Source organism: Glycomyces luteolus (assembly GCF_027622875.1).
GTDB classification, from domain to species: Bacteria; Actinomycetota; Actinomycetes; order Mycobacteriales; family Micromonosporaceae; genus Glycomyces; species Glycomyces luteolus.
Genome location: NZ_JAPZVP010000009.1, coordinates 127,791 through 150,437, shown reverse-complemented (window position 1 = coordinate 150,437; position 22,647 = coordinate 127,791). Strand labels below are relative to the sequence as shown.

At 68.2% G+C, this 22,647-nt stretch carries 13 protein-coding genes and 1 tRNA gene; 5 read left to right on the top strand and 9 right to left on the bottom strand.

Annotated elements, in window-relative coordinates:
- Window positions 1-99: 99 nt before the first annotated feature.
- A tRNA-Arg gene (locus O1R50_RS13300) sits at window positions 100-172 on the bottom strand.
- A gap of 369 nt (window positions 173-541) precedes the next feature.
- On the opposite strand from O1R50_RS13300, the gene O1R50_RS13295 reads away from it, so the two are divergent.
- Window positions 542-2,932 carry a ribonucleoside-diphosphate reductase subunit alpha gene (locus tag O1R50_RS13295; protein ID WP_270110546.1) on the top strand — a complete coding sequence of 797 codons (2,391 nt, stop codon included), beginning with the start codon at window positions 542-544 and terminating at the stop codon, window positions 2,930-2,932.
- Window positions 2,933-3,040: 108 nt separating this feature from the next.
- On the top strand, window positions 3,041-4,036 hold the full coding sequence (locus O1R50_RS13290; protein WP_270110545.1) for a ribonucleotide-diphosphate reductase subunit beta: 996 nt from the start codon (window positions 3,041-3,043) through the stop codon (window positions 4,034-4,036).
- Between the two features lie 111 nt (window positions 4,037-4,147).
- Here O1R50_RS13290 and O1R50_RS13285 read toward each other — a convergent pair whose 3' ends face one another.
- Together O1R50_RS13285 and O1R50_RS13280 are read right to left on the bottom strand one after the other, a co-directional pair.
- A complete protein-coding gene (locus O1R50_RS13285) occupies window positions 4,148-6,028 on the bottom strand; it encodes a serine/threonine-protein kinase (protein WP_270110544.1) in 1,881 nt (626 codons plus the stop codon).
- 450 nt (window positions 6,029-6,478) lie between these two features.
- Complete coding sequence (locus O1R50_RS13280) at window positions 6,479-9,865, bottom strand: adenylate/guanylate cyclase domain-containing protein (RefSeq protein WP_456298965.1); 3,387 nt, start codon at window positions 9,863-9,865, stop codon at window positions 6,479-6,481.
- Between the two features lie 278 nt (window positions 9,866-10,143).
- On the opposite strand from O1R50_RS13280, the gene O1R50_RS13275 reads away from it, so the two are divergent.
- Window positions 10,144-11,106, top strand: coding sequence for a hypothetical protein (locus tag O1R50_RS13275; RefSeq protein ID WP_270110542.1), 963 nt, complete (start codon window positions 10,144-10,146; stop codon window positions 11,104-11,106).
- Between the two features lie 279 nt (window positions 11,107-11,385).
- On the opposite strand, the gene O1R50_RS13270 is transcribed toward O1R50_RS13275, so the two are convergent.
- From O1R50_RS13270 to O1R50_RS13260, 3 genes are all read right to left on the bottom strand, one after another.
- A complete protein-coding gene (locus O1R50_RS13270; protein WP_270110541.1) occupies window positions 11,386-12,507 on the bottom strand; it encodes a GuaB3 family IMP dehydrogenase-related protein in 1,122 nt (373 codons plus the stop codon).
- A gap of 24 nt (window positions 12,508-12,531) precedes the next feature.
- Entirely contained in the window at window positions 12,532-14,100 is a 1,569-nt protein-coding gene (gene guaB / locus O1R50_RS13265; RefSeq protein WP_270110540.1) for an IMP dehydrogenase, read from the bottom strand.
- A gap of 152 nt (window positions 14,101-14,252) precedes the next feature.
- Window positions 14,253-14,444: a hypothetical protein gene (locus O1R50_RS13260; RefSeq protein ID WP_270110539.1), complete on the bottom strand. Its 192-nt coding sequence runs from the start codon at window positions 14,442-14,444 to the stop codon at window positions 14,253-14,255.
- A gap of 159 nt (window positions 14,445-14,603) precedes the next feature.
- Between O1R50_RS13260 and O1R50_RS13255 the strand changes: the two genes are divergently transcribed.
- The gene (locus O1R50_RS13255) at window positions 14,604-14,975 is read left to right on the top strand and encodes a DUF5319 family protein (protein ID WP_270110538.1); all 372 of its coding nucleotides are present in this window, start codon (window positions 14,604-14,606) and stop codon (window positions 14,973-14,975) included.
- On the opposite strand, the gene O1R50_RS13250 is transcribed toward O1R50_RS13255, so the two are convergent.
- Both O1R50_RS13250 and O1R50_RS13245 read right to left on the bottom strand, forming a co-directional pair.
- Entirely contained in the window at window positions 14,972-17,326 is a 2,355-nt protein-coding gene (locus O1R50_RS13250) for a protein kinase domain-containing protein (RefSeq protein ID WP_270110537.1), read from the bottom strand. The two genes, O1R50_RS13255 and O1R50_RS13250, sit on opposite strands and share 4 nt — an antisense overlap.
- Complete coding sequence (locus O1R50_RS13245; protein ID WP_270110536.1) at window positions 17,307-18,371, bottom strand: patatin-like phospholipase family protein; 1,065 nt, start codon at window positions 18,369-18,371, stop codon at window positions 17,307-17,309. The genes O1R50_RS13250 and O1R50_RS13245 overlap by 20 nt, the downstream gene beginning before the upstream one ends.
- Window positions 18,372-18,834: 463 nt before the next feature.
- Between O1R50_RS13245 and O1R50_RS13240 the strand changes: the two genes are divergently transcribed.
- Entirely contained in the window at window positions 18,835-20,631 is a 1,797-nt protein-coding gene (locus O1R50_RS13240; protein ID WP_270110535.1) for a DUF222 domain-containing protein, read from the top strand.
- 226 nt (window positions 20,632-20,857) lie between these two features.
- Here O1R50_RS13240 and O1R50_RS13235 read toward each other — a convergent pair whose 3' ends face one another.
- Window positions 20,858-22,600, bottom strand: a complete 1,743-nt coding sequence (locus O1R50_RS13235) for a hypothetical protein (RefSeq protein WP_270110534.1) — start codon at window positions 22,598-22,600, stop codon at window positions 20,858-20,860.
- Window positions 22,601-22,647: the final 47 nt, after the last annotated feature.

Sequence of the window (22,647 nt, the reverse complement as noted above, 5' to 3'; positions counted from 1 at the left end):
GCGCCAGGCACGCTCAAGCATCACTGAAACTTTCGGAAACTATCAGCCCCTCAAAGGCAACAAAAAACCGCCGCGCTTTCGCGCGACGGTTTCTGAACGTGCCCCCGGCAGGATTCGAACCTGCGACACCTGGTCCCGGAAACCAGTGCTCTATCCACTGAGCTACGGAGGCGTTGTCCGACGTGTCGGACCGGGACGATGCTACCAGTTGCCGGACTTGGGGTCGCAGCCGGTTTCGCCGGCGAGGATCACACCCGGGCGAGTGCGGCGGTTTAGCGGGAGGAATGTCGAACGGCGGGTCTAGGCTGACCCCGCGGAAACCCCCGAGCCTAGCTGACACGCTGGGGGTTCGGTGTCCGAAACACCGGAAAACCGCAACATCTTGGGGCGACCCCAAGTGCCGACCACTACATGTATGATTCTGCTCTGTCAGGTCGGTGCTGTCAGCTCCCGTTCCCACTGCGAGGGGAGGGCGGCGCCGCCGCGCCGCCGCAGCAGATCGCCACGTCTTCCAGACGCACAGCACCGAGGGGATGCAGAGATGACCGGGCTCGCCACCACGCCATCCGCCACCACCACCGCACCGCAGCAGCGGGAACCCGAACCGGGCCCCGCCGCCCTCATCGCCGAGCGCCTCCGCGTCCACGCCGCGGGCCTGCCCGATGTGGACGCCGAGAAGGTCATCGCCCAGATCGAAGCCGGCCTCTGGCCCGGCGCGACCGAGCAGGCCCTGCGCGAGCGGGCCATCGAGATCACCTCGGCCACCGTCGCCTCCGAGCCCACCTACTCGAAGCTCGCGGCGCGGCTCCTCGCCGAGCACATCGCGGACGAGACCGCGGGCGAGGGCGTCACCTCGTTCACGACCTCCATCGCGGCCTCCAACGCCAACGGCCTGCTCGCCGACGACCTCGTGGCCTTCGTGAACGCCAATGCCGCAGCGCTCGACGCCGTGATCGACGAGTCCGCCGACGACCGCTTCGAATACTTCGGCCTGCGCACGGTCTACGACCGCTACCTGCTGCGCCACCCCGAGCACCGCACCGTGCTCGAGCGCCCCCAGTACTTCATGCTCCGCGTCGCATGCGGGCTGAGCCAGTCGGTCGAGGAGGCCGCCGAACTCTACCGCCTGCTGTCGACGCTCTCGTACCTGCCGTCGTCGCCGACCCTCTTCAACTCGGGCACCCGCCGCGCGCAGCTCTCCTCGTGCTTCCTCCTGGACTCGCCGAAGGACGAGCTCGACTCGATCTACGAGCGGTACAGCCAGGTCGCGCGCCTCTCGAAGTACGCCGGCGGCATCGGCATCGCCTGGTCGCGGGTCCGCTCGCGCGGTTCCCTGATCCGGGGCACGAACGGCCACTCGAACGGCATCGTGCCGTGGCTGCGGACCCTCGACTCGTCCGTCGCCGCCGTGAACCAGGGCGGTCGCCGCAAGGGCGCCGCGTGCGTCTACCTCGCCTCCTGGCACGCCGACATCGAGGAGTTCCTCGAGCTGCGCGACAACACCGGCGACAACGAGCGCCGCACCCACAACCTGAACCTCGCCAACTGGATCCCCGACGAGTTCATGCGCCGCGTCGAGAACGACGCCCCGTGGTCCCTGTTCGACCCGAAGGAGACCCCCGAGCTGGTCGACCTGTGGGGCGACGACTTCGACCAGGCCTACCGGGCCGCCGAGGCCGCGGGCAAGGCCCGCAAGACCGTCCCGGCGCGCGAGCTCTACGGGCGCATGATGCGCACGCTCGCCCAGACCGGCAACGGCTGGATGACCTTCTCCGACACCGCGAACCGCACCTCGAACCAGACGGCGCGCAAAGAGAACGTCATCCACCTCTCGAACCTGTGCACCGAGATCCTCGAGGTCACGAACGACTCCGAGACGGCCGTGTGCAACCTCGGCTCGGTGAACCTGGCCGAGCACACCACGCCGGCGGGCTTCGACTTCGAGCGCCTCGAGGAGACCGTGCGCACCGCGGTCAAGTTCCTCGACCGCACCATCGACCTCGGCTTCTACCCGACCGCCGAAGCCGAGAAGGCCAACCGCAAGTGGCGCCCGATCGGCCTGGGCTGCATGGGCCTCGCCGACGTGTTCTTCAAGCTGAAGCTGGCCTTCGACTCCGAGGAGGCGCTGGCGCTCTCCACGGCGATCGCCGAGCGCATCGCGATCGTGGCGTACGAGACCTCCGCGAAGCTCGCCGCCGAGCTCGGGGCGCACCCGAACTTCGACGAGACCCGCGCCGCCGAAGGCGTGCTGCACACCGACCACTTCGCGGACGCCCGGATCACCTTGGGCGAGCGCTGGGACGCGGTGCGCGCGCAGATCGGCGAGCACGGCCTGCGCAACTCGCTGATGATCGCGATCGCGCCGACCGCGACCATCGCCTCGATCGCCGGCTGCGCCGAGTGCATCGAGCCGGTCGTCTCGAACGTCTTCAAGCGCGAGACCCTCTCGGGCGAGTTCCTGCAGGTCAACCGCCACCTGATCACCGAGCTCAAGGAGCGCGGGATCTGGAGCGAGCAGGTGCGCCAGGCGATCATCGTCGCCGAAGGCTCCGTGCAGGGCATCGACGCGATCCCCGCGGACCTCCAGGAGCGGTACCGCACCGCTTGGGAGCTGCCGCAGCGGGCGCTCATCGACCTGGCCGCGGCCCGCACGCCGTTCATCGACCAGGCCCAGTCGCTCAACCTGTTCCAGGCCGCGCCGACCATCGGCAAGCTCTCGTCGATGTACCGGTACGCCTGGAAGTCGGGCCTGAAGACCACGTACTACCTGCGCAGCCGCCCGGCCACGCGGATCAACCAGACGACCGTGAGCGCCGCGGGCGCCGCCGAGAAGCCGACCGAGGCCGCGGTCGTCCCGACCGAGCTCGAGGTCATCCCCGCCGACATCGCGTGCTCCCTGGAGAACCCGGAGACCTGCGAGGCCTGCCAGTAAGGATCCGCCGAGCCGATTGGCGGCTCGCACGATTCACCGTCGGTGCGGGGCCTTCCGAGGCCCCGCACGCACGCCACCCCGCCCACCGCAACGAGAGAGGACCCGAGAATGCTGCTCGACCCGGGCATGAACCTGACCCTGCGACCGATGAAGTACCCGGACTTCTACGACCAGTACCGGGCCGCCATCAAGAACACCTGGACCGTCGAAGAGGTCGACCTCGCGTCCGACCTGACCGACCTGGCCGGGTTCACGCCCCAGGAGCAGCACCTCATCCACCGCCTCGTGGCGTTCTTCGCCACCGGCGACACGATCGTCGCGAACAACCTGGTGCTCAACCTGTACCAGCACATCAACTCCCCCGAGGGCCGGCTGTACCTGTCGCGGCAGCTGTTCGAGGAGGCCGTGCACGTCCAGTTCTATCTGACGCTGCTCGACACCTACCTGCCCGACCCGGAGGAGCGCGCGAAGGCCTTCGACGCGGTCAACAACATCCCGTCGATCAAGCGCAAGGCCGACTTCTGCTTCAAGTGGATCGACTCGGCCTTCGACATGACCGAGCTGAAGACCGCCTCGGACCGCCGCACGTTCCTGCTCAACCTCATCTGCTTCGCCGCGTGCATCGAGGGCCTGTTCTTCTACGGCGCCTTCGCGTACGTGTACTGGCTGCGCAGCCGCGGCCTGCTCGACGGGCTCGCCACCGGCACGAACTGGGTGTTCCGCGACGAGTCCTGCCACATGAACTTCGCGTTCAGCGTGGTCGACCAGGTGCGCCAGGAAGAACCGGAGCTGTTCGACGAGCAGATGCACCAGGAGGTCGTCGCGATGATGGAGGAGGCCGTCGAGGCCGAGCTCCAGTTCGCCGAGGACCTCATCGGCGAGGGCATGCCCGGCATGACCGTCAAGGACATGAAGTCGTACCTGGAGTACGCCGCCGACCAGCGCCTCGTGCGCCTCGGCATGCCCAAGAAGTGGGGCTCGGAGAACCCGTTCCCGTTCATGGCGCTCCAGGACGTGCAAGAGCTGACGAACTTCTTCGAACGTCGCCCGACCGCCTACCAAGTGGCCGTGGAAGGCAAGGTCGACCTCGACGAGGAGTTCTGATCTGAAGCCGCGCAACTCTCCCTGCGCGGCGACCGCTTGCGGAGCCGTCAATCGGCTCAGAGCGGTGAAGGGCCCGACGCCATCGGCGTCGGGCCCTTTTTCGCGGCTTCGCTAACCCGCTTCGCGGGCGAAGGTGGCGCCCGTCGCCTGGGAGCCGTCCTGCAGCTGGGCGACGCACTGGAACGTGCCGTCGCCGGAGACGTAGACGTCAGTGGTCCAGTCGAACGAGTCGCCGCCGATGAGCTGCGAGAGCGGGCCGCCTTCGAGCTGGCCGTCGACGCACGCGGCCGCGACCGTGGGGTCGGCGAGGGCACCGTCGGCGTCGGAGACGCCCTCGGGGAGCGGGCCGGTCGCGTAGGCCTCCCACTGGTGGGCGGTGTCGCAGTTGATGGCGGCGAACTTGTCGTCGAAGCAGGCCGGCTTCGTGACGCAGCCGACGCCCTCGATCTCGAGGGTGCACGTGGCCACGTAGTCGCCGGCGTTGGACTGCTCCTCGAGGCCCGGGGCCTCCTCGCCGCCGAAGAGCCAGATGCCGCCGAAGATCAGGAGGCCGAGGACGACGAGGCCGCCCAAGCCCATGCCGATGAGGCGGCCGACGCTGGAGCCGGTGTCGCCCTCCTTGAGGCGGCGCTCCCGGCGGGTCAGGCCGGTCTCGTTGCGGGGCACGGGAACCGGGAGGCGCGAGTCGTTGTCGTCGCGGTTCCCGCCGGAGGCGAAGGACTTCCAGGCGGTGGTCTCGGCGGCCATGTCGCGTTCGGGGGCCGCGGGGCTGATGGGGGGGCTGACCGGCGGGCTCGGGATGCGCGCGTTCGGGTCGGGGACGACCGGTGAAATGAACGGCGCTTCGGGTCCGGCCGAGAATGCCTGCGGCGCTTGCGGTTCGCGGCGGCGCTTGCTCGGGGCGAGCCGGAGCGTGGAGGGCGCGTCGGGGAACGCGCTCGGGTCGAGCTGGGCGTAGCCGGGAGGCGAAGCGGAGCGGACGTCCTCCTGCGGCGGCGAGGAGTACGCACCGAAGACGCCGACGCCTTGGGGCGCAGGGGAACTCGGCGGCGGGTCGTCGGTGACGCGCGGGAGGAGGCCGGTCGAGGCCTCGGGGATGCTCGCCAGGAACTCCCGGAACTCGACCGCGGTCGGGCGACCGCCGGGGTTGTTGATGAGCGCCGTGCGCAGCATCTCCAGCAGGAGCGGCGATATACCGGGGATCGCCGGGATCGGCTGATCGAACAGGGCCGCCACGTCGTTGATGTCGAGCACCCCGTCCACGGGGAAGCGCGGGGGCGTGCCGGAGAGCATCGTGTAGAGCGTCGCCGCGAGCGAGTAGACGTCGGCGCTGGGGCCGACCTCGCGCATCTGGAAGACCTCCAGGGGCGCGTACGCGGGCGTGGCCATGGTCGACACGGGCTCGCCGGGACGCGGCGCGGCGATGAGGCTGGAGAGGCCGAAGTCGCCGAGCACGGCGTGGCCGTGGTGGTCGACGAGGAGGTTCGCGGGCTTGACGTCGCGGTGGACGATGCCGGCCTCGTGGGCGGCGGCGAGGGCGTCGGCGATGCGGATGCCGATCTCGATGGTCCGGTGCGGCGGGATCGTCGTGTGCCGGTCGAGGAGGTCGGCCACGGTGCCGCGGCAGCGCTCCATGACGACGTACGGGTTCGCCTGGTGGGTGAGGCCGGCGGAGAGCATTTTGACCACGCACGGGTGGTCGGAGAGGCGCCCGGCGGTCTGGACCTCGCGGCGGAAGCGCTCGCGGGCGGCGTCGTCGGTGAGCGGCCTGGCCTCGACCTTGACGGCGACTTCGGAGCCGTCGTCGTAGCGGGTGGCGCTGTAGACGATGGAGAAGGCGCCGCGGTCGATCTCGCGGAAGCCGGTGAGGCGCTCGATGCCCTGGAAGAGGGATTCAGGGTCGGCCTCGGCGCGGGGGCCCGGAGGGGTGAGAGGAGTGGATGGGGCGAGGTGGGGATCGGTTGGAGCACCGTAGGACGAGATGGTGTCCACTGTGATACAGCCTCCGTTCTCGGCGACGCGCGCGGCGGGAACCGCGCTGGCGTCTTGCCTGGTGCAGGTCGGTGCGCCGACCGAGTTGATCGGCGCGTGGGGTTGTTCCGGACCTTAGGTCGCGGCGCTCGGGCCTGGGGGAACCGAGTCATGGGACCTTTGACGCATAACGTTACGGCAACGCGCCCACGATTCTGTATACCCCTGGACGAAGAGCCAGCGATAACTGGCCGAACGGTTGATATGTCGCTTCCGCTGGGCGAACTGCCGGTAGCCCATAGTGAATGCATCCCCCGTGTGGCGCGCGGGAGGACGGGCGGTCCGACTGGAACGGGCCCCGTGCCGCAAGGCCTCGGCCCGCAGGGGCCGCCCGTCCACCCGCTGCGTCTCCCCCACCGCGGCAAGCATCGCAGCTTCCTGAGCAGGTTCGGCGTACACGGTGTGCGTCCCTCAGGAGACCTTGGCGGCTTCGAGATAGCCCTCGGCCCAGGCCGTCGCCGCCGGGTCTTCCCCGAAGGACTTCAGCGTCGTCTGCGCCCACTGGCGGGCCGCTTCGACCTGGCCGTCCTCGTCCAGGAGTCGCGCGTAGCGGGCCACGATCTCCCGGCGCGGACGGCCCAGTGCGGGCTCGTCATGGTGCGCCGCAAGGGGTTCGAGCATCCGGAGGGCTTCGGCGCGGTCGCCCTTGGCGGCGCGCACGTCGGCCAGGAGCGCGGTATTGGCCGCGCGGCCCGGCTCGAGCACGTCGTCGGTGACGAGCGCCAGCGCCTCTTCCGCGGCGGCCTCGGCGGTGGCCGTGTCGCCGAGTTCGAGGGCGCATTGGCCTCTCAGATGGTGCGCCAGGGAGATCAGGAGCGGGTGGCCGGTCTTGGTGCCGTACTCCTCCGCGCCTTGGGCGAGGTCGAGGGCGTGGTCGAGCGCGCCGATCGAGCGGGCGGCGAGGGCCCGCACGTATTTCGCGAAGCCGCGGCCCCAGTCGTCGTCGATGCGCTCGAAGTCGCGGAAGGACGCCCGCGCGGCGATGTCGGCGCCTTCCGGATGCCCAAGGGCCACTTGGGCGGCGGCGCCGATGGCGCGCAGGAGCCCGACGGCGAACACGTCGCCCGAGCGCTCGCCGATCGGCATGAACACGTCGGACAGTCGCTTCGCCTCGGTGAAGCGCCCGGCCATGAGCAGCGCGAACGCGGAGACGCCGCGCACCCAGGCCCGGCCGACCAGGTCCATTTGGCGCGCGAAGGCTTTCGCCGCTTCGCGGAGCACGTCGTCGGCGCCGTCGAAGTCGCCGCGGGCGACGAGGACCCACGCGCGGTGCTGGAGGGCCCAGGCGAGCCGCTTGTCGTCGCCGACGCCGAACGCGGTGTCGTAGGCGTCGAGGAAGCGGGCCTCCGCTTCGGACAGGTGCCCGGCGAGGAAGTCGAGCAGGCCGATGCGGCACTGCGCGTCGCAGCGCGGCCCGGCGAGCCCTTCGCGCCTCGAGAGCGCGAGGGCCGCGGTCCAGGCGGTGCGCGCGTCCTGGAGCTCGCCCTTGTACCGGTGGAGGCGCCCGCGCAGGAGCAGCAGCTGGGCGACGAGTTCGGCCTCGTCCTCGGCGAAGTCGTCGCCGAAGAGCCGGCCGGACGGGTGCTCCTCGTGGTCGTCGCTGGGGACGATGAGGCCGATGTCGATGGCGAGGCCCTCGATCTCGGACTCGGCTTCCATGGTGCGGCCCAGACGGGTCAGGGCCCGGCCTCGCAGGAGGCGGTCGTCGAACGACAGGGGCGCAAGGCGTTCCACGTCGTTGAGAAGCGCGACGGCGCGCTCGGGCTCGGAGGCGTCCATGGCGCGGGCGGCCTGCTTGCGGACGGCCTCGACCGCGAGCGGGAGGACGTTCCAGACCTCGTCGATCGCCTCGATCTCGACTTCCTTGGCGAGGGTGACGGCCTGCTCGGCGTGGAAGACCACGAGGTCGTCGGCGCTCTGGCCTTCGAGTTCGGTGTCGGCGGCCCAGCGGGCGATCTCGGCGTGCGCGTGCGCGGCGTCGGCTTTGCCGATGGGCGCGTAGGCGGCCTGCCGCAGCAGCGGGGTGACGAAGCGGTAGCCGCCGTAGGAGCGTCGGCGCAGCATGCGGCGGTCGAGGAGTTCCTGGAGGGCGGTGTCGAACTCGCCGGGGACCTCTTTTTCGAGCAGCTGCGCGGCCTCGGGGGGCACGGCGTCGCCGAAGATCGAGGCGGCGCGCAGGAGCGCGCGGGCCGCGGGGGTGAGCGCGTCGATGCGGGCGCCGAGGACCTGCGCGAGGTCGCGGGAGAGCACGCGCCCGGTCAGCGATCCGGCGGCGAGGCGCCAGTGCTCGCCGTCGCCGGAGAGCAGTCGCTGCTCGGTGAGCAGGGTGACCAGTTCGGCGAGGTAGTACGGGTTGCCTTGCGCGAAGCCGAGCAGGCGGTCCTCGTCGGGCTTGGGCATGCGCCCGCCGCCGAGGAACTCGCGGAGCAGACGCGCGGCGTCGGCGCCGGCGAGCGGCGGGAGCGGGTGGACTTCGGCCTCGGAGATGCGGGTGAGGACACCGGAGGACCGGGTCAGTTCGGGCCGCCCGTACAGCAGCACGAGCACGGGCCCGTGGATCTTGGAGAGAGCGACGCCGAGCGCATCGATACCGGCCGCTGAAGCAGTGTGCAGGTCGTCGATGTTCAGGACCAGCGGGCCCTGGGTGGCCATGTGCGTGATGAGCTCCGCGACCGCCTCGGGGATCGTGTAGGCGTCGGACTGCTGGCCGGTGAAACCGCCGACGCGGTCGGCGGCCCCGGGTCGTCCATGTCCGAGCAGCCCGAGGAGCAGCGTGATGTTGAGACGGCATTCGCCGTGATCGGCGTGCCCGTCGGCGATCCGCCGAAGCTTCGCTTCAGCGGTGGCGCGGTCGTCATCGAATCGAAGACCGGCGGCCTTGCGGACCAGATCAGCCAGCGGCCCGAACCGACGGCCCTCGCCGTAAGGAGCGACGCGAACGGTCAGGACACGCGCGCCGCGCTCGGTGGCGACGGTCCGCACTTCCCGTGCGAACCGGGTCTTCCCCATGCCCGCTTCAGCGGTGTGGATGAGTACCAGGGGTTCGCCGCGGTCGATGACGGCCTCGAGGCGCCCGTTGACACGGCCGATCTCGGCATCGCGTCCGATGAACGGGGCGGTGTCCCCGAGGCTGGCCCGCGTCCCGGGCTCGTCCTCGAGACCCAGGAGCTGGAACACCTCGACCGGCTCACGCTTTCCCTTGAGGCGCACGGGAGTGAGGCGGCGCCAGGCGGCGGCGTGCTTGGTGGAGCGCATGGTCTCCTCGCCGGCCCAGATGGTGCCGACGGAGGCGATCGCGCAGATGCGAGAAGCGGTGTTCACGGTGTCGCCGATGACCGTGTACTCGAGGTTCGCCTGCATGCCCGCGACGACGAGGCCGGAGCGCAGCCCAATGCGAAGTCCGATGGGAAGGCCACCACCGGACTCGGCTTTGAGGAGACGACGCACCCGTTTCTGCATGGCCTGAGCGGCGCGGACGGCGCGTTCGGCGTCGTCTTCGTGCGACAGCGGAGCGCCGAACACGGCCATGAGGCCGTCGCCCATGAGCTTGTCCACGTGCCCGCCGAACTCGTTGACGGCAGTAACGCATTCCGCCAGCAAACGGTCGGTAACGGATGAAACCCGCTCAGGGTCGAGACTTTCAGACCAGGTGGTGAAGTCGGAGAGGTCGGCGAAGAGCACCGTGACATAGCGGCGCTCCGTCTGCGGGGAGGTCGCCTCCGGGGAGAGGGGTGCTCCGCAGTTATGGCAGTAGCGCGCGCCGGGCACGGTGGGCACGGAGCAGAATGGGCAGGTCACAGCAGCACCAACGCCGGGGGCAGGGTGTGTTGTTCCCCACTCCTTGTGGGAATGGGGTGGTTCTTGCGCTTCACGCTCGCAAGGATACGTGGCCTAGCTGACAGATCCCTGTGTGCAGGGGCACAAATGCCCTAGAGACCGACCACCCGATCAGCCAAAAGGCCCACCCCGCCAAGCCCGAACCGGACGCCCCAGCAGAACCCACCAATGCGCCCACCCCGATAAAATCCGCTGGCACGAGCCGAACCCTCAAGGCTCCGAACCCGAAAGCCCCGCATATGGCGTCGCCCCTCGAACCCCAGAACCCTGAGCCGCCGCCCGAACCGTCCGGCATCGCATCACCCACTGCGGCGACGTTCACGATCCGGTACCACCGGGCGCGGCTGCTGGCCGTCGCCGTCGGCTGCTTCCTACTGTGGTGCGCGCTGACGTTTGCGGTGAAGGCGCTGCCGTTCCATTGGGCGAACCTGCTCACCATGTTCTCGGCAGTGTTCCTGCTCTTCTCGATGCTGTGCGCATTCGCGCCCTACCAGCAGCCCTACCTCACCTTCGACTCGACCAGACTGGCGCTTCGCGGCCCGGGCGGCTGGTGGTGGGCCCGGTCCTATCCGAGACTCGGACATTCGGACGTCACGTTCTCGATGAGGGACGGCCGGATTCACGCGAACGCTGATGGCCGCTCCCCCCGCCTGCCGTTCCCCAGCTGGTGGGCTCACCCCGGCGACTGGGCCGAACTGGCAGGCCTGTTCGCCGACGGCGAGCACCTGGCGTCCCCGGACTGGATCCGGATGAGCAGCACCGGACACACGAGCCTTCGGGTCGCTCCTGCCGCGATTCGCATCGGGTTCAAGCGGAAGCCGTTCTTCGGGATGTTCCTCGCCGGCCTTGCCTTGTACCTCGCGGAATGCGCGGGAGTGGCGCTGCTGCCCGTCGTGCGAGAGCACTCCAGCATGCTGACCCTGCTGCCGACCATGCTGATCGTTGGCGGTGGGCTTCCCCTGCTGTTCAACCCGGTGACGGTCTACTATCCGCAAACCGCGACGGTCATCGCCACCAGCCGCATGAGCAGAGGCCGGATGTACCCGCGCCGCGGATACGACCACCTCGAATACTCGGTGCGCCTCGACGCGATCCACGAAGTCCGCCCCGACGGCAAACGCCGACTCGTAGCCGCCGCGTGGCACAGGGACCGCAAATCCTGGAAGCTCCTCACCGACCTCCTGCAGGAGTCTCGGCTTTGACGGCCGAAGCCGCCGCGGTGCTGACCCACTCGGATATCCCGCGTTTCGATCACTTCAAGTTCCGCGTTTGATCACTTAGAGCACCTCACGTGGCTGCGGGACAAGCTCGGGGACCGCTCCAAGCTGGGCTTGGTCGTCCGCACCGGCGACAACACGCTGCCGCTCGACGAGCGCATCTGGGCGGTGCATGTGTCAGCGATTTGGCGGAGCGATTGACCGCTGAGACGAGCCGAGGCCCGGTCCCGCTGTTGCGGGACCGGGCCTCGATTGGTTTGTCGTCTACGCGGTTACCAGGCTGGCCTTCTGGAATTCCTTGACCGTGGTGTAGCCGGTCTTGGCCATGGCCCGGCGAAGGCCTCCGAAGAGGTTCTGGCTGCCGTCGGAGGAGTTGGAGGGCCCGTAGAGAATGGCCTCCAGGTCGGGAACCTCGACGTCGCCGGAGTCGCCCGGGCGGAAGCGGCCGCGCGGGAGCTTCGGGTGCGAGGCGGCGGAGTGCCACCAGGCGCCGGCGGCCGGGGACTCGGCCGCGTCCGCGAGGATCGAGCCGAGCATGACCGAGTCGGCGCCGCAGGCGATGGCCTTGGCGATGGCGCCGGAGTTGGTCATCTCGCCGTCGGCGATGAGGTGCACGTAGCGCCCGCCGGTCTCGTCGAGGTAGTCGCGGCGCGCGGCCGCGGCTTCGACAACAGCGGAGGCCATCGGGACGTCGATGCCGAGGACCGTGTCCGTGGTGGACCAGTCGTCGGAGCCGACGCCGACGATGACGCCGGCCGCGCCGGTGCGCATCAGGTGCATCGCGGTCTTGTAGTTGGTGGCCCCGCCCACGACGACCGGGACGTCCAGGTCGGCGATGAACTGCTTCAGGTTCAGGACGTCGCCGTTGGAGGAGACGTGCTCCGCCGAGACGATGGTGCCCTGGATGACCAGCAGGTCGACCCCGGCCTCGACCGCGAGCGGCGCGAGTTCGGCGGTGTGCTGCGGGCTGAAGCGGATGGCGGTGGTGATGCCGCCGGCGCGCAGTTCGGCGATCCGCTCCGCGATGAGCTCAGGCTTCACCGGTTCCGCGTAGATCTCCTGGAGCCGCTCGATGGCGTTCTCGGCGGGCGTGTCCGCGAGTTCCTTCAGCAGCGAGCTCGGGTCGACGTAGCGGCACCAGAGCCCTTCGCCGTTGAGGACGCCGAGGCCGCCGAGGCGGCCCATCTCGATCACGGAGGCCGGGCTCATCGTCGCGTCGGACGGGTGCGCCATGGCCGGGATCTCGAACCGGTAGGCGTCGAGCTGCCATTCGGTGGAGACGTCGTCGATGTCCCGGGTACGCCGGGTCGGCACGAGCGCCACTTCGGACAGCCGCCAGCCCCGCGCCACGATCTTGCCGGGGCCGATCTCGACCAATTCCCGCACAGTCACTCCTCCTACAGGGCCCGACTACCGTGTGTGGTAGTTGGGCGCTTCAACAGTCATCTGGATGTCGTGCGGGTGGCTCTCTTTGAGGCCCGCAGCGGTGATCCGGACCAAACGGCCGCGCTCATGCATCGCTTCGATGGTACCGGCCCCGGTGTAGCCCATCGCGATGCGCAGACCACCGACCAGCTGGTAGACCACCTGTGCGAGTGTGCCGCGATACGGAACCTGGCCTTCGACGCCCTCAGGGACGAGTTTGTCGTTGGTGTCGACGGTGTCCTGGAAGTAGCGGTCCTTGGAGTAGGACTTCGCCTGGCCACGGGTTTGCATGGCCCCGAGGGAACCCATGCCGCGGTAGGACTTGAACTGCTTGCCGTTCATGTAGATCAGGTCGCCGGGGCTCTCGGCGCAGCCCGCGAACAGCTGTCCCATCATGACGGTGGAGGCACCGGCGACGATGGCCTTTGCGATGTCGCCGGAGTACTGGATGCCGCCGTCGGCGATGACCGGGACGCCGCGGGTGCGGGCGACCTTGACGGTGTCCATGATCGCCGAGACCTGCGGGGCTCCGACGCCCGCGACGACGCGGGTGGTGCAGATGGCGCCGGGGCCGACGCCGACCTTGATGCCGTCGACACCGGCGTCGATCAGCGCGGCGGCCGCTTCGGCGGTGACGATGTTGCCGCCGATGATGTCGACGCGGTCGCCGAAGTCCTTGGAGATCGAGGAGATCATGTCGAGCACGCCGCGGGAGTGGCCGTGGGAGGAGTCGACCACGAGGAGGTCGACGCCCGCCTCGACGAGCTGCCCGGCGCGCGCGTACTGGTCTTCGCCGACGCCGATCGCGCCACCGACGCGGAGGCGACCGGAGTCGTCCTTCGACGCGTTCGGGAACTCCTCGCGCTTGGCGAAGTCCTTGACGGTGATGAGGCCGCGGAGGAAGCCGTCGCCGTCGACGATCGGAAGCTTCTCGATCTTGTGCTGCTTGAGCAGCTGGAGGGCCTCGTCCTGGGAGACGCCCTCAGCGGCGGTAACGAGGTTGCGCGAGGTCATGACGTTCGCGACCTTGACGGACTGGTCGTTCTCGAAGCGCATGTCGCGGTTGGTGATGATGCCGACGAGCTTGCCGTCCTCATCAGTGACGGGGAGGCCGGAGATGCGGTACTTGCCGCAGAGCTTGTCGACCTGCTCAAGGGTGTCCTCGGGCGAACACGTGACCGGATCGGCGACCATGCCGGACTCGGAGCGCTTGACGAGGTCGACCTGCTGGGCCTGCTCCTCCGCGGGGAGGTTGCGGTGGAGGATGCCGAGGCCGCCGAGGCGGGCCATGGCGATCGCCATGCGGGCCTCGGTGACGGTGTCCATCGGCGCGGTCAAGAGCGGCACCGAGATGCGAATGTTGCGGGTGAGCTGGGACGAGGTGTCGACCTCGGCCGGGACCACCTCGGATTCACCGGGCAGTAGCAGCACGTCGTCGTAGGTCAGGCCGAGCGGGATGGCACCGATCGCGCCCACCGGCACCGTGGTGCCCCCGACACGCTCACCGGTGGCACCCTCGTGCCCCTGAATTCCGAAATCCCCTGAGAACGCCATGCTCCAATCCTAGAGCCGTAACCTGCGTCGCTCCGAAGCGCACACGTCCTCTGAGGGTGTGATTCGCAGCGGAGACACCGCGCATTGAGGGGATGACCGGACGGGCCTGTCGGCTTCGCCTCCAGGCCCGTTACGGCTATGACCGGTATGTCCTAGAGAATGTCTTCGACTTCCTCGGAGACGGTCTCGAACGTGTCGGACTCCGACACGGACTCCCAGGCGTCGGAAGCGCCGTCGCTGACGTCCTCCCAGACCTCGGTGGCGTCGATGTCGGTCACCGCGTCCGCGATGCCGTCCACCACGTCGTCGAAGATCTCTTCTACGTTCTCGCCCAAGCCGTCCATGGCCGTCTCCTCAGTGTTAGCGGGTTGACTTGCGGCCCATGCTAACGAGCCCGCCGCGCGGTGTCAGCACGCGGAGCCGAGGCTGGCACGCATCCGGGAGTCACCGCCCGCGCACTGCGCTCACTCGGCAAGTCGTTGCCAAGGGTTAGGCTGGTAATTGTGTATGAGGAGCCACGCGACCCGTTCGCCGACGATCCCGACCACGCGGAGGCGCTCGCCCCGTTCGACCCAGAACTGGACGACGACGACCGCGCGGACCTCCTCGAAGACCTCCACGAACTGGAGCTGTTCGAGAAGGTCCTGCATCCGCAGGGCTACCGCGGCGTCGTCGTCGACTGCGAGGACTGCGACGAACCCCACTACTTCACCTGGGGCCTGCTCATGGCGAACCTGCGCGGCCTCCTGGAGGCCAACTGCGCGCAGGTCCACGAGCCCGCCTTCGACCCCGATCCGGCCCACTACGTGACCTGGGACTACGCCCGGGGCTTCTCGGACTGCTGGATCAAGACGAACGGCCAGGAACCGGACTAGGCGACCGGCTGCGCCTCCTTCACCGGCTCATCAGCGCGGGGCTTCGGGGCTTTTCCGGCCGCCTTCGCCTTCGCCTCCCGCTCCTCCAGGACGTCGAGCCGCTCGGCCGCGAGGATCGCCCGCGCGAGCCCGGCCCGCACGTACGGCGCGTCGGAGCCGGTGTTCTTGAACGTCTGGATGCCGATGTTGATCAGTGCGATCGCGATCGCGTACATGAGCTCGTCCTGCAGTCGGTCGTTGTAGAGGAAGATCCCGATGACGACCACCGTGAGGGCGTAGAGCCACGCGGTGGGCTGCCAGGACACCAGGCGCTGCAACGTCATGATCTCTCCCTTGGGGACGGTCGAGAGGCCCTTGCCGCCGTCCCAGGCGCGGGCGCGGGCGTTCGAGTCGAGCGCGAACCACAGGCACGCCGTGATCAGCGTCGCCACCGTGATGACTCCCAAGGGGGAGAACAGGAACCACCACTTCCGCTGCACCAGCGTAGGCAGCAGGATGTACACGCTCGGGTAGACCGCCGAGCCCCGCATCATGAACGAGGCCGCGGCCGTGCGAACACCCTTCCAGCCGCGCCTGCGGATCGCCGAACGCGGGGTCATGTCGGCGAAGATGTTCATGTACAGCCGCAGACCCGGAATCGCATAGGAGAGGGCCACGATCCGCACCGGCAGGTTGCCCCATGCGTCCGGGATCGGGTAGTCCGAGGCCCGGAAGTCGTCGAGGAACGGGACGCTCTGGTCCCCCGAGCGGTTGAGGAGGCCGTTGGCGTACTCCACCCACTTCGCCTGCCAGAAGAAGTCGAGGTCCCGTGACCACCAGGTCAGGATGAGCGCCAGAGTCGCCCACGATATCAACGCGCAGGCGACGGCCCAGCGTTTGAGTCCCCGAGCCTGCCGCAGGTGGTGCGCCCGCATCGGATGCTTCCGCTTGTCGATCCGCTTGGCCTGTCTGCGGCGGACCTTCCAGATCTCGCGCTGGCGATTGACCGCGTTCACTCCCGGCAGCAGGTTCTTCAACCGCTGGTAGGGGGTCTTCGGCTTGTTCTTCTCGGCCGCTTCCAGCACTTCGATCTCGCACTCGAAGAGGTCGCGGATCTCGGCGAAGCGGCCGCGGCCGGGGTCGATGCCGGAGACGGCCAGGCGCTGCTTCGGGTCGGCGTCGACCAGGTCCTCGAGGAGTCGCGCGAGACCGACTGAGGCGACGTAGAACTGGTCGGGAACCGTGCCCGGCGCACTATGGGGGATCCCGCCGATCGCGATGAGCACCATGCCGACCGAGTACAGGTCCGCCAGATCGCCGCCCTTGCCAGTGGCCTTGACTTCCGGTGCGATGTATACGGATTCGCGGGATTCGGCTCCGACGAGCGTCCTTGTGTGGAGGAAGTTCACGCCGAGGTCGATGAGTTTGATTCTGACCGGGGCGCCGTTCTCCTTCTGAACGATGATGTTCGACGGCGTGAGGTCGTTGTGGTGCCCGACCTCCTCCGCGAGCGCGGTCATCGCGTTGAGCAGCAGGGTGCCGAGGGCGCGCAGCTGCTCGATGTCGACGGGCCGCAGGAGCTCGGACCTCGGGTCCTTGCGGCCGTTCGCGATCTCCCGGAGCTTGTCGGCGAGCGTGTCCCCTTCGAGGAACTCCATCATGATCCAGCTGTCGTGGCTGGCCCAGACTGCGACGAGGGGCGAGTCGCCGCCGCGCTCGCCGCCGAATACTTTGTCGTAGTCGTTGGTGGCCTTGACGATCGCCGGATTGCGCAGATAGGGGTAGATGAGGCACTTGAGGGCGTACTTCGACGTGCGGACACCGGGCTGGGGGACGGTGTCCACGGTGAGGATGAACGAGGTCGTGCCGCCCCGGTGAAAGGCCACGGTGTTGAAGTCGACCCGACCCCAGACCGTCGCCGCCTTCCTGCCCTTCTGCGGTGAAGGCGCATAGAGCCGCTTGATGGCGCCCTGCACACGGGGATCGGCGACGAGCACCGTGCACAGCGCGTCCGTCGACTGGCCTGAGATCGCAACGGCCTCATAGGCCTCGCCGTGGTACCGCATCCGGTCCGAGCGGTGCATCGAGATCAGGGTAAGCAGGAACAGCCCAAGGAAGCCGGCGGTTTCGGGGGTGACGCGGTCGTCGGGCTCAGGAGCGGACCACCAGGTCCACAGCCGGTTGATCTCGACGACCCGATCGACCAGGAAGCGGTCGGCGTAGGCGCGCTCGTCGAGCGGCACGTCGAGGAGCGCGCTCCGCCAGTCCCTGATGCTCCAGCCGTTGAGTTTCCGTTCGGCGTCCCGCTCATCGGTGCGTCCGGTGAGGCGCGCGCATGCGGCGGCGAGGAGGTCAACCGATCCGTTCGCCATTGGCGGTCCTCACGGTGACGATGCGGGGCACGGACCGGAACGAACCGTCGCGGATCTCCGAGACCGGGATGCCCTGGATGGCAGCGGCCATGACGGCGTGCGCGTGGCGTGCCGCGTTAATGAGGACGTCGCGGTCCCTGGTCTGGTTCCCGACCTCCTTCATCCACGGCAGCGGCGCGAGGTCGAGCACCTTCGCGCCGGGGTCGGGCTCGGTCATCCAGCGCTGCAACTGCTTCCGCTGCGTGCAGTACTGGAGCTGCGAGGCCACATAGGCCTGGCCGAGTCCCTTCTGGATCCGTTCGAGGTAGGCGACGGAGAAGCGGCGGCCCTTCGAGAGCCGCGTGGGCGGGGGCTTGATCGGCTTGGTGCTGAGGGAGAGCACGTGGGTGCAGCCGTCTTCGATCGCCAGGAGGGAGGGGTGGGCGGTGAGCACGCCGCCGTCGAGGGCGCGCTGGCCGCGGAACATGCCGGTGCCGGGGACGGCGACGGGCATCCAGCAGCTCGCCTTCAACGCGGACTTCAAGTCCTCCCGGGACTCGAACTCATGCGGCCCAATGGGAGTCAGGCTGTCCACCAGGCTAATCGTGATATGGAACTCTGCCGGGTTCTTCAAGATCTTCTCGAAATCGAGGGGCTTGATCGTCTCCAGGACCTCGTCGAAGGCGTAGTCGAGGTTGAGCATGGGTCGCTTGTTGAACATGTTCCGCATGTCAACGAACTTGCGGGTGCAGAGGTCGTCGAAGTAGATGGTCAGCGGATACCAGCAATCACCGCCCGCCATGAAATAGGCGGCGTTGATCGAACCCGACGACGTGCTGTACACGGCGTCGAACACGCCGCGCAGGCCCAGGTCGTCGAGGGCGACGAGCATTGCGGCGGAAGTGACTCCGCGCATCCCGCCGCCCTCGACGGCCAGGCCGAGCTTGAACCCGTCGACCCGCGATCCGGGCTTGGAGTCAGCGGATTGACGGGATCGGATCAGTTCGAGGACAGGATGATCGTCGGCCCAGTACCGGTCGGCGTCGAAGGCATATGCATCGGACAATTCGGCCTCGCTCAGGGGTGCGGTGGAGCGGCGGAATCGGATTGTCCCCAGGATAACCCGAATGGCCACAATGCGCAGTCCCCATGAGCGCCTGCTGACCCGAGGCGATTCTGCCCACCGCGCACCGCTGAGGCGTTTCGCGCCGTCTCCGTCAAGCTTCAGTCGCGCAACGACAACGAGGCAGGCGGCTCCTCAGCCTGTCCTTCGGTTTCCCGCTCGATTCGTCTCGGCGTTCAACCTGGCAGCGACAAAGAGGGCTGAGCTACCTCGGTCGGATTGCAACCTTCGCCTCTATCTGCCCCGGGGCGCTGGCCGACACGCCCGACCGCGGGTGACGGTGCCACTGACCTGCGAAAAGATCGAATATTCACCCGTTTGGGCGATGACATCCACCCCCTGACTAACCTATGCTTGATATAGCACAAGCAAGCGAAATCAACCGGATTGTTCGAGGAGGTGTCAGATGGCTGCCACTACCCCCGCACAGGACCGCCACACCCAAGCCCAAGCCATCCGCTCCACCCTCGACCAAGCCGCCGATCTCATCAACACCCAGCACGCGGCCGTCCTGTCCGCGGTCATCGAGATGAAGGCCTCCGGATTGCACCGCTCGGAGTTCGGGTTCTCCGCTCTCCGGGACCTGCTGCTCTCCCAGTTCGACTTCACGTTCAACACGGCAGGCTCCATCGCGGCCATCGCCCGCCTCTCAGGCAAGTTCCGTCTCCTGGCAGAGGCGGCAACGACAGGGAAGGCCCGGATCGACCAGGTCGCCTACGCCGTCCGGCAGCTGGATCAGACCACTGCGATGCGCCTGTTCGCCCGCACCCCCTTCAGGACCCCCGTCCCCTCCCCCTTCGACGCCACGGTCGAATGCACGACGCCTGAAGCGATGGTGGCCGAGTACTGCGCGCATGCCTCCTTCAATGACCTCCGCCGCCACCTCGACGAGCTCTGGGCCTCGATCGCTGAAGAGGTCGAGTTGTTCGATGATCTTGGCGCGCAGTCGTTGCAGCGTCTGGAACTGGTCCCGCAGGACAACGGCATGTGGAGCCTCTCAGCCGAACTCAGCGATGCGACCGGGCGACTCCTGGACAAGTACCTTCAGACGGCGTGCCCGCCCCCGCGCCAAGAAGAGCAGGACGCAGACGGGCTCCTGCCACCGGCTGAGAACCGGCACGCAGAAGCCCTCCACCAGCTCCTCGCCGGGTACGGTTCCTCTCCCCAGGCAGCGACCCGGCACGGCCACACCGCCACCCTCGACCTCACCGTCGACATCGAGACCCTGCAGGGCAAAGACACCGGCCGCCTGCCCCTCCTGGAGGGCCAGCCGATCTCAGTAGCCCGAGCCCGGCTCCTCGCCTGCGAAGGCGTCATCATCCCCTCAGTCTTCAACTTCCAGAGCGGTGAAGCGGTCGAACTCGGTCGGGCCCTGCGCCTCCCCAACGCCGCGCTGCGCCGGAAGCTGGAGCTCGAGCAGCCAGGGGGTTGCACCTGGCAGGGCTGTGACCGGCCGGTCGCCTGGACTGAGGCGCACCACATCGAGCATTGGGCCGATGGCGGGGCGACGGTCGCGGAGAACCTGATCCTGCTGTGCCGGTTCCACCACGGCCGCATCCACACTGCGGGCTGGTCGGTGGAGAAGACCGGTCCGGGCCACGCGATCATCACCCACCACGACGGCCACGACATCGAGAGCGCCACCACCGACACGTCGGCTGGGTGTGGCTGCTCCGACTGGCGCACCGATGCGGACATGGACACCGAACACCACGGCACCGACTGGGATGTGTTCCCCACCGGCCTCTACCGCTCTGAGTGGTCCGAAGCATTGAAGCCCGACCTCGATGCGCTTGCTGAGGCCATCGACCGCGACCGGGCGCTGAAAGGCATCAAGGCCGCAAGAGCGAAGTGCCGAGAGAGGTTCGGTGAACCGAGCCAGGCGACACCACCGAGCCCGGCGCGGATCATCCAGGCCCCCATGCCTTCCGAACCAATCGAAGCGCCTAGGGCCTCGAAGGTGATGGCTGGTGCGACCAGTGAGGCCGACTACGGGGAACCACCATTCTTACCCTGCCCTCAGCGGGCGACTGCTGAGGGGAAGCGTCGCCGCAACACCAGCAGCGCAGCCCGAACCCACACGGGCTCGGGCCCCTCACCATGCCCAGAGAAGAGCCCGCCCCGAGAGAGCCCGCTTTCGTACCCCGGAATGCCGAAGAGGAAGCCCAGCCCCCACCCACCCCTAGGTCGCTGCCCGCCCTAATCGCAAGCACCCGTGCCATCGAAGCCGAGAACCAGGCCCGGGAGGAAGCGACCAATTTGTCGCTGATTGCTTGAACCGCAACACATCGAGGGCTCGAAGCCAGAGACCGAGCCCGACCATCCACTGCCGCATCGTCGTTGCTCTCCGCCCTGCCTGCCCTGTCCGCCGTGAGCAACCGAAACGGGCGAGCCCTTCGCGGACCCGCCCGTTTTCACGTCCTACGCGATCAAGGTGCCAGGCGGTCGGCGAGTTGCTTGCGGTACAGCGACGCCGGTTCCACGTTCTTGTTGGTGTGCTCCACGAACCCGATCGGCTCCGTCACAATCCAGCTTTCCCCGGAGACGACCCTGACCACGCCATCGGTGTCTTTGACACCGGTGCCTTTGGTGCCGATGGCGAAGTTCTGCGAGGTCGGCGGCTGCTGGACGCACGCCTGCCTGCCAAATCCATCCTTGCCGTCGCCGACCGTGCAGTTCCACAGGACGCTGTAGACCGACGACCAACCATGGGCGTCGGCCGACTCGTCGGCACCCCCATCCTCGCGGTTGTGCAGGTTCAACACCTCGTCGCGATCGCTTTCACTCGTCTCCTCCCGGACGTTGTCGAACAGGAGGCCCTGGCTCCAATGCGCGTGCCCGCCCGACTCCTTGAGTCCGTTGTTGGAGCGGCTGTCGAGCCACACGACGCCTGAGGTCGAAGCGCCGCCGCCCGCGACGAAGGCATGCCTGGCCTGCGAGGCCCATACGTTCGTGAACAGGACCTGCTGGGCCATGTACCCGGCGCAGAAGTTGTAGCGCATCCCGCCCACCGGTCGCGACCGCGGATCCCGGGCCCAGACGTCGTCCACGGTGACCCGGTGGCTGCGGCGGACCATGACGCCGGACCGCTTGAAGTGAAGAGTGGACACGTTGCGCACCCAGGTGTCCCGGCTGCGCGACACGACGATGCAGCTGTCCGCGTGCTTCTCGTTCTCCTGTTCCTCCTTGGTCTCCTCAGCGAGAAGACCCATGTCCACACGCAGGTTCTCGACGCCCGCGTTGACTACCTCGTTCGGATTGGACCACTTGTAGACGTAGCTCTTCGAGAGATCGAAGTTGAGGTCGTTGAAGACGGGGGCGTCGATGAGGATCTCGTTCTCAGTCGGAATCGCCTTGATGAACCGGTTGTACATGATGGGGTGCTTGTCGGGCTCCCACGGCGGCCTCGCTGTCACGCCGCCGCCGTCGATCGCGTCGATCCAGTCCGACGTGCACGGGTGCCAGATGATGATGTTGTCGCCGACCGCCAGACCAGCAGTGGATTCGATCGCGAACCTTCGTGAACCGGCGGTCACCAGCTCGGACGTGATGGGGATGGGGACGGGGGCGGTGCCGTCGGGCATGGTCTCCCACTTGACGCCCATGTCATCGGATCCGATCTTGATCGGGCACTCGACCCCGGTCAGCTCGTTCTCGGTGCCCGCCTTCGCGGTCGACCTGATGATCGTGCTCACGGCGGGATCGCCGGTGCGGCCCGAACCGCGCAGGATCACGCCGCTGTACTTGAGCTCGATGGTCTCGGCGACCGGGTACAGGCCGGGATGGAGCAGCAGCGCGCCCTTGAAGCCGTTCGCGTCCTTGGGCTTCGCGGCGACCTCTGCCAGCGCGGCGTTGATGCGGACGGTGGCGTCGGTCTCGCCCGGGATCGGTTCGAGCTCCACGGCGGCCGGCACGGTCTCCGCCGTTGGAATGGGAGCTTCGCCGTTGCGGTACCCGGCCCAGCTGAAGTTGGGGATCTTCCTGTCGCTCTGTTCTTCGAGAGCGTAGTTGAGTTTGCCGTCCGCGCCGGGGTAGACGAGGCTGGAATGCAAGGCCTGGGCGGGTTCGACGTCCTGCGCGTGCGCGGTAAAGGCGACGGAGGCACCGACTCCCGCGACGGCTACGCCGCCGCCGATCTTGAACAGGTTGCGGCGTGAGACCGATCGGGTCATGGGGGTGTGTTCCCTTCTCATGTCAGAACGACATGAGCGTACCGACG